Genomic DNA, 6,730 nt, shown 5'->3' with positions numbered 1-6,730 from the left:
TTTGGCCAGTTGGCGCTGGCTGAGCTTGGGGTTGGCTTGGAGCTGGCGCAGGGCTTGGAAGGTGATGTCTTCGGTCAACGTTGGTGATTGGCCTGGTTGTTCGTTTGGTTGCTGGGCGTTGCCTGTCTCTGGCCTGGGTCCCGGCTTCCCGGCCGGGACGACGGACGGGGAGGGGTGGCTGCATCAAGCACCGCAAGCACGAATGTCCTCTAATTCCGCTGCCAGAGCATGCTCTGCGATTTCCAAGTCGTAAGATGACTGCAGATTCATCCAGAACTGCGGCGTGGTGCTGAAGAACCGCCCCAGGCGTAGCGCGGTATCCGCCGACAAGGCGTGCCTGCCCTGCAGGATGTTGCTAATCCGCGTTTGGGGCAAGTGGGTCGCCTGAGCAAGCCTAGCGACGGTGATACCTGCGCCGTCCAGGTAATCCTGTAGTACATCGCCTGGAGTCACAACGGGGAGGCTCTCCCCGGTGGCAATGTCAGAAAAATCGATGTTTTTCAGTTCCTCAGTACGAATGCCCATGATGACACCTCAATGGTAGTCGACTAGCTCAACCTCATACGCGTCACCGTCCACCCAGCGAAAACAGATCCGCCACTGCCGGTTGACCCTGAAACTCCACTGACCTTGACGGTCGCCAGCCAACTTTTCCAACCTGTTTGATGGCGGTAGCCTTAGATCGTCAACTTGCATGGCGTTATTCAGAATGACCAGTTTGACCCGAGCCGTCTCCTGAAGGCTCCTGTCTATCTTTTTGACGACAACGCCTTGAAAAATCGCGGCTGTTCGTTTGTCTGCAAAGTCCTTGATCACCTGAGGATTCTAACGCCAGTAGATCGGGCTGAGCAGGAACATGGAGTCGCGTGAATCACAGAGGTGCGGACCGGCCTGCTCGCCGAGGCGCGCGATGAGGGTGCGCAGGCAGTCGTTGGTGCGGCCGAGGCTGATCCCGAGTGTCTGTTTGCCTCTTGGGGGCCAGCTGGCGCTAGCTGATCTAGCGACCATGGGAGGCGCTCTGCACGGTCGAACACCGCTTGATAAAACTCGACCTCATCGCAGCGCTTTTCGTGCAGTGGTTTGGGCAAAAGCTCAAGCCACACGGCATCGCTGACCACGAGCAACAGGCCTGGGTCGTCCAGCATCTCCAACGCCGTCAGTCCAGCGCTGCCAAGCCCGCGCCAGGCGGTGATTAACACGCCAGTATCCAGATAGCTCCGTCTAGTCATCTTGGAGGCCACCACGTCTCTCCCTGACTTCCGCTTCGATCTCATCGGCTGTCAGCAGTTTGCCTCCGGCCTCGACATACTTGCGTCGTAGTGCGCGTAGCTTGCGGCCCAACTCGCTGCGGGGCTCAAAGCGCTCAACGACAAGATCGGCTGATACTGTTGCGGCAGGTGTTTCCTCGGCCTTCATCGGTACCATCGACTCGGGCAATAGGGTGATCAGGACACGCGCCCGCTCGACACCGGGCAGCGGCTCCAGCAGACGGACCTGTCCGTTCTCATAGATGCCTTCGATGCTGGTCATCATGGGGTCTAGCCTTGATTGTGATGTAAAAAGTTGTCATGAAAAAACGGGACGGGTCCTGAGGTATCCCCACAACTTTGCCCCTTCGCGATCACGGGACGAGGAGCGCATCATGGTCATTCGCGACCCAAATGACGGAGGGGTCGGATGGCTCAAGGCGCGCGTTTGAGCTGGGTCAGCCAGGTGTCGCCGTCGGGGCTGAGCAGGAGTTGATCGGCAAGCTCTTCGAGCTGATCGGGGTCGCTGATGCGGGCCAGCAGGGGCTGGCTCTGCTCGGCGATCTCGGGGCCAAAGCGGCGGCGGGCTTGCCGAATCAAAATGTGCCGGGTGGTTTCGCGACCTTCCTCTAGGCCCTGCTCTAGGCCCTGCTGCTTCCATTGGTCGGTCCAGGTTTCGACGTTGTCGGCTAGCATGTGATAGACCTCGCTCAGATCATTCATAGGGGTGACCGAAACGCCGGGTAGGCGCTTGGGGAGGAACACCCGTCCAAACCAGACGGCGAAGGCGCGACGTAGGCTGCTTTGCTCGGGCTCTTTGAGCCAGTCGACCAGGGTGCGCACGATGGTCAGGGCGTGCTCGGCGCTGCGACTGGCTTCGAGACGAAAGAGCGCGGCGCTGAGATTGCGGGTCGGTGCCTGTTCGGCCTTCGCCAAGCATTGCTCGTCAAGCAGCAGATAGGCTTGCTGGGGACGATAGTCGGCGAGGACGGGTGGCGCGGGCTCGATCAGGGGCTCGAGGGTCTCGGCGGCGTTCCAGACTTGGGCACCATTGTAGAGCACGATCGGCAGCACCGGGGGCAGACGTCCATGGGCGCTGAGCTGTTCGGCGCGGATGAGGTCTTGGTAGAGCAGCCCGAGGTAGGTCTGGATGCGCACCGCCATCCAAGGGTCGATGGTGGATTGGAATTCCAGCAGCAGGTAGACGTAGAGCCACTCCTCGCCCCAGCGTAGGCGCCAGATGAGGTCATCGGCGCGGTCGCGCAGGTCGTCGGTGATGTAGCTGCCGCTGCAGCGCTCGAGGGTGCTGAGATCGAGGCTGTGGACCCAGTCGCCGGGGACGAAACCCGTGAGCAGGTCGCGCACCATGGCGGCGTGGGCATAGAGCAGCTTGTAGCCGCTGTCGTGGGTCGGATCGCGCCGATGCCGGATCGTGGGTGCAGGTGGTTTCATGTGACTGGGCGCTGTTTGCCGAATTCGACCGCGAGAGGGAAAACCGGGACGGGTCCGGTTTTTCTACGGTCTTGATTTGCCGTAGGAGTCAACTATTGGTGGGCCGGTCGATCAGCCCCTCGGCCTCGGCAGTGAGCTGCTCAAGCTCGGCCTTGAGGGCGTCGTATTCGGCACGCTTGCGCTGGAGGAAGCGGGCGGTGATGCGGGCCTTGGTCTCGATGCCGTCTGGGGTGAGCAGATAGGCGTAGGCGAGCTTGTTCTTGCTGCTGCGAAAGTGCTCCACTTTGACCAGGCCGCGCGCGATGAGGGCGCGCAGGCAGTAATTGGTGCGACCGAGGCTGATGCCGAGGGCTTTGGCCAGTTGGCGCTGGCTGAGCTTCGGGTTGGCCTGGAGCTGGCGCAGGGTTTGGAAGGTGGTGTCTTCATTCAACCAGTCCCGGCGTCTACCTCGGTGATCACCTCTGCCAGCAATGAATGATCGGCCCTGCATCGGCGACAACGAACGCCCTAGTCTTGCCCATGCAGTCCCCAGTCAATGTCTTCCCGAATCAATTGTTCCGCGATCACCTCGCGATGCGAGTCCAGATAACGGCGCATGGCTTCCACGATCAGCGCGTCGATATTGGTGATCCAACCTTCTTGCACAAAAAGTTGGGCTTGCTCAAGGAGCTGATCGGGAATATTCGTTTGCACTGCGGACATGTTAATACCTATCAAAAATCTGTTTTTGGGCGGAAAAACCGGGACGGGTCCGGTTTTCAGGTACCGGTTTATCGGTCAGGTCCGGCACCGGCGCAAAACCTGGGTCCGAACCCTTTGACCGCCCAGACCATGATGGCGCGACGCCAGCGGGGCTCGCCGAGGACGGTCATGGCTTCGTTGAAGATGTCGGCTGCCATAAGGTGGTCGACGCTGTGCGGCTGCTCGTCGCAGAGCCAGTCGTGGATGACGGCAGCTTTGCCGCTGCGCCCAACGGGTGGCAGCAGGGGCCAGAGCAGGCGCGGAATGGAGGCAAAGTCGGTGCGATAGCCGGCGGGCACGGTGATCCAGCGCGGCTCGGCTTCGCTGGCGCCGATGATGCTCCAGTAGCGGAAGGCCTCCAGGAGCTCGAACGGGCGCTCGGCGAGGTTGCCGGTGTGGACTTTGAGCAGGAGTGCGTCGGTGAAGGAGCTCATGGCTTGAGGGCATGGGGTGCGTTTGCGGCTTGGGGCGCGGTTTAGTCGGTTTGCTCGGTGGTTGCTGCTTGGTTGCCGGGTCCCTGGCCGGATTTCCGGGTCCCTGGCCTGGTTTCCGGCTTCCCGGCCGGAATGACGGAGATCACTTGAATAATGCTTCCAGACTGCTGGAGTCGAGCACAGCGTCAAGCCACAGGTCGAGTTGATCGCTATCGGCCTTTTTGATGCGTTCCTCGGCCCAGTCCGGGATTGAGCCGAAGCGGCGGGCGAGCAGGTGTTTTAGGCTTTCAATCTTGCCTTCAATCTTGCCTTCAATCTTGCCTTCAATCTCGCCTTCCATTTTGCCTTCGGCAAAAATTTCTTGATAGGCGCGGGTTTCTTGCAGCGGGGTGAGCATTTGAAACATGTTGCGAATCTCCGTGAGCGATAGGGTGCGGAAGCGCTCCATGAACCAGTATTCGAGCAGCGCGCTGAGGCGTTCGCGGTGGTGCGGCTCGATCTTGGCCTCTATGATGGTACGCCAGAGGGCGGGTGCTTGGGCGGTCAGTTCGGTGTCGGTGAACATCAGCGGCGCGAGCACGGCCAGAAATGGGTTCGTCGGTTCGCGCTGGAACAGCGTGCGTAGCCAGTCTTCCAGATAGACCACGTCGAGCAGTGCACAGTTGCCTTGCAGTCCCTGCGGTTGCGCGGGTCGATCGCTCTCGCGCGGGACGATGAGCAGGCTGCGGACATCGCGATGCGGTTGCAGTTCGCCATAGAGCCCGACTTTGCTCAGCAGGTTATAGAGTGCGGCGGGTTTGCGTTCGATCTGAAATTCAACAATCCAAACGGGTCCATCATGGTTGATGGGGTCGCACAGGCCATCGATACGCCGCTCGATGTTTTTGAGCGTCTCGGAGCGAAAGCGATAGGGGCCTTGGAGCTCCCGCCCTCCGGCAAGGATGCGAAAGGCCTCGGGGCCGAGGGCAAGGAAGTCGTAGATGGAGATGTCGGTTTTCATGGCGCGTCTTCAGGGAAAAACCGGGACGGGTCTGGTTTTCAGGTACCGGTTTATCGGCCAGGTCCGGCACCGGCGCAAAACCTGGGTCCGAATCATTTGACCGCCCAGACCATGATGGATTCGTTGAAGATGTCGGCAGCCATTCGGTGGTCGACGCTGTGCGGCTGCTCGTCGCAAAGCCAGTCGTGGATGACGGCAGCTTTGCCGCTGCGCCCAACGGGCGGTAGCAGAGGCCAGAGCAGGCGCGGAATGGAGGCGAAGTGCGCTTGGGCTGTCAGCAAAGGGTCGGTGTAGTCGCCGTTAGCGGTCAGCTATTGGCGGACCGTTCGATGAGTCCTTCAGCCTCAGCCTAGGCGGTGAGCTGCTCAAGCTCGGCCTTGAGGGCGTCGTATTCGGCCCGCTTGCGCTTGAGGAAGCGGGCGGTGATACGGGCCTTGGTGTCGATGCCTTCTGGGGTGAGCAGGTAGGCATAGGCGAGCTTTTTGTCGCTGCGCTGAAAGTTCTGCGCCTTGATCCAGCCTTTGTCGAGCAGGGCGTTCATGCAGTAGTTGATGCGCCCGAGGCTGACGCAAAGCATCTTGGCAAACTCTCGCTGCGTCGTGTGTGGTTGGCGCGCGAGCTGGCGAAGGATGTGGAAGTCGATTTCTTGGTTGTCAGGCACGCTTCCGCCCTACCCTGTCATGCGTGGGTAAGAAAAGGACCATGTCGTCGCTTGGCCGTGACACGCTTCCGCCCTACCTTGTCATGCCGGTATGGGCTGTGGGTTGGTCTGTGAGGGTTGATTGGTGACGCGTTCAACGTCGTATCGCTGCGCATGAAAACACCTCGGCATAGGGCGGCGGTCAAGGATTACCTGGCTCGCAGGGGCATCGTGCTACGCTGGCCGTCATTGGGTGCTACCGTGCTACCCCTTGCCGGCCAAATGGCTGAAATTCAGGACCATAGTCGACGCATGAGACTTCCCAGAAGGGTCGCCGAGTTGGAGAGCTGGACTGGCCTGTCGTGCTGCAGTCGTTCGCACGTCGTGCAAGCCACCTCGGCGTTGATCAGATAGCGCGATGCCGGACTCAGATCCGTCAGTCCCCGCTCCAGCACCCAGTGCAGATGCTTGGCGCGCCATTGCTCGGGACGCTGAAGACCCCAGCGAGTCTGGATCAACACAGCGAGGCGCTGAACACCCGCGATCACCGGTGCTGGCTGACCACTGTAAGTAATTGGTTTTACTACAATTTATCTGCAGTATTGGCGGAGAGAGAGGGATTCGAACCCTCGATGGGCTATTAACCCATACTCCCTTAGCAGGGGAGCGCCTTCAGCCACTCGGCCATCTCTCCGTAGAGAGCAAAATTATATCAGAGTTTGGGGTGATTGGGTCCACCCGTGCGAGGCAGGTAGCAGCTTGCTTGGGTTGCCGGCTTATCAGCCTAAACCTGCCCCGCCAAAAGTCGCGTGCCAGCGGAGCAGGTTGTCTACACCAGATTGACCCGGAGTCTAGTCGTCCAGTCCCACGTCGTTCGCGATGCGCGGCTCGGCGGTGCCCTGCGCCTGCTCACGCTTGATTCGCTCGTAGATCTCTTCGCGATGCACAGCAACCTCACGCGGTGCATTGACGCCAATACGAACCTGGTTTCCTTTAACGCCGAGCACCGTCACGGTCACTTCGTCGCCGATCATCAGTGTTTCGCCAACGCGGCGGGTCAGTATTAACATAGCGGTCTATCCTTCCTATCCTTTTATGAACCGAGCCGCGGTTCCCTCAGCATCTTAGGTCTCGCAGCCTTGTTAGCTTCACGTTATGCTCAGTTGACCGCCGCAACGGCCAAAAGTGCAAGTAGCTTAGCATCGAAGTTTAGCAG

General features: G+C 60.1%; 12 protein-coding genes and 1 tRNA gene. All 13 read right to left on the bottom strand.

The annotated features are described in order from the left end of the window. Window positions 1–183: 183 nt before the first annotated feature. Complete coding sequence (locus tag CCR82_RS13185) at window positions 184–525, bottom strand: HigA family addiction module antitoxin (RefSeq protein ID WP_201246262.1); 342 nt, start codon at window positions 523–525, stop codon at window positions 184–186. Window positions 526–534: 9 nt separating this feature from the next. Further along, window positions 535–816, bottom strand: coding sequence for a type II toxin-antitoxin system RelE/ParE family toxin (locus CCR82_RS13180; protein ID WP_201246261.1), 282 nt, complete (start codon window positions 814–816; stop codon window positions 535–537). Between the two features lie 9 nt (window positions 817–825). Next, window positions 826–1,008: a hypothetical protein gene (locus CCR82_RS13175; RefSeq protein ID WP_201246260.1), complete on the bottom strand. Its 183-nt coding sequence runs from the start codon at window positions 1,006–1,008 to the stop codon at window positions 826–828. Between the two features lie 213 nt (window positions 1,009–1,221). Next, on the bottom strand, window positions 1,222–1,533 hold the full coding sequence (locus CCR82_RS13170) for a hypothetical protein (RefSeq protein ID WP_201246259.1): 312 nt from the start codon (window positions 1,531–1,533) through the stop codon (window positions 1,222–1,224). A gap of 149 nt (window positions 1,534–1,682) precedes the next feature. Continuing rightward, window positions 1,683–2,699: an Rpn family recombination-promoting nuclease/putative transposase gene (locus tag CCR82_RS13165; protein WP_201246258.1), complete on the bottom strand. Its 1,017-nt coding sequence runs from the start codon at window positions 2,697–2,699 to the stop codon at window positions 1,683–1,685. Between the two features lie 88 nt (window positions 2,700–2,787). Continuing rightward, window positions 2,788–3,129 (bottom strand): MarR family EPS-associated transcriptional regulator, encoded by a 342-nt coding sequence (locus tag CCR82_RS13160; RefSeq protein WP_242513470.1) that lies wholly within the window; start codon window positions 3,127–3,129, stop codon window positions 2,788–2,790. Between the two features lie 77 nt (window positions 3,130–3,206). Continuing rightward, the gene (locus tag CCR82_RS13155) at window positions 3,207–3,401 is read right to left on the bottom strand and encodes a ribbon-helix-helix domain-containing protein (protein ID WP_201246256.1); all 195 of its coding nucleotides are present in this window, start codon (window positions 3,399–3,401) and stop codon (window positions 3,207–3,209) included. A 68-nt stretch (window positions 3,402–3,469) separates the two neighbouring features. Then, a complete protein-coding gene (locus tag CCR82_RS13150; protein WP_201246255.1) occupies window positions 3,470–3,874 on the bottom strand; it encodes a DUF1353 domain-containing protein in 405 nt (134 codons plus the stop codon). Between the two features lie 142 nt (window positions 3,875–4,016). Then, window positions 4,017–4,874 carry a DUF2887 domain-containing protein gene (locus CCR82_RS13145; RefSeq protein WP_201246254.1) on the bottom strand — a complete coding sequence of 286 codons (858 nt, stop codon included), beginning with the start codon at window positions 4,872–4,874 and terminating at the stop codon, window positions 4,017–4,019. A gap of 92 nt (window positions 4,875–4,966) precedes the next feature. Further along, a complete protein-coding gene (locus CCR82_RS19395; RefSeq protein WP_201246253.1) occupies window positions 4,967–5,155 on the bottom strand; it encodes a DUF1353 domain-containing protein in 189 nt (62 codons plus the stop codon). Window positions 5,156–5,223: 68 nt separating this feature from the next. Further along, window positions 5,224–5,535, bottom strand: a complete 312-nt coding sequence (locus CCR82_RS13135; RefSeq protein WP_201246252.1) for a MarR family EPS-associated transcriptional regulator — start codon at window positions 5,533–5,535, stop codon at window positions 5,224–5,226. Window positions 5,536–6,117: 582 nt separating this feature from the next. Then, window positions 6,118–6,208: transfer RNA gene (locus tag CCR82_RS13130), tRNA-Ser, on the bottom strand. Between the two features lie 157 nt (window positions 6,209–6,365). After that, a complete protein-coding gene (gene csrA / locus CCR82_RS13125) occupies window positions 6,366–6,584 on the bottom strand; it encodes a carbon storage regulator CsrA (protein ID WP_201246251.1) in 219 nt (72 codons plus the stop codon). Window positions 6,585–6,730 lie beyond the last annotated feature (146 nt).

Source organism: Halochromatium salexigens, from assembly GCF_016653295.1.
Lineage (GTDB): Bacteria > Pseudomonadota > Gammaproteobacteria > Chromatiales > Chromatiaceae > Lamprobacter > Lamprobacter salexigens.
Note: the sequence above shows the minus strand (reverse complement) of the source record. Positions and strands in the feature narration are given on the sequence as shown.

What these genes read in the sequence shown, in the direction of transcription:
- CCR82_RS13185 (WP_201246262.1), bottom strand. Translation starts at nt 525, where the DNA reads ATGGGCATTCGTACTGAGGAACTGAAAAACATCGATTTTTCTGACATT.
- CCR82_RS13175 (WP_201246260.1), bottom strand. Translation starts at nt 1,008, where the DNA reads ATGGTCGCTAGATCAGCTAGCGCCAGCTGGCCCCCAAGAGGCAAACAG.
- CCR82_RS13170 (WP_201246259.1), bottom strand. Translation starts at nt 1,533, where the DNA reads ATGATGACCAGCATCGAAGGCATCTATGAGAACGGACAGGTCCGTCTG.
- CCR82_RS13165 (WP_201246258.1), bottom strand. Translation starts at nt 2,699, where the DNA reads ATGAAACCACCTGCACCCACGATCCGGCATCGGCGCGATCCGACCCAC.
- CCR82_RS13155 (WP_201246256.1), bottom strand. Translation starts at nt 3,401, where the DNA reads ATGTCCGCAGTGCAAACGAATATTCCCGATCAGCTCCTTGAGCAAGCC.
- CCR82_RS13150 (WP_201246255.1), bottom strand. Translation starts at nt 3,874, where the DNA reads ATGAGCTCCTTCACCGACGCACTCCTGCTCAAAGTCCACACCGGCAAC.
- CCR82_RS13145 (WP_201246254.1), bottom strand. Translation starts at nt 4,874, where the DNA reads ATGAAAACCGACATCTCCATCTACGACTTCCTTGCCCTCGGCCCCGAG.
- csrA (WP_201246251.1), bottom strand. Translation starts at nt 6,584, where the DNA reads ATGTTAATACTGACCCGCCGCGTTGGCGAAACACTGATGATCGGCGAC.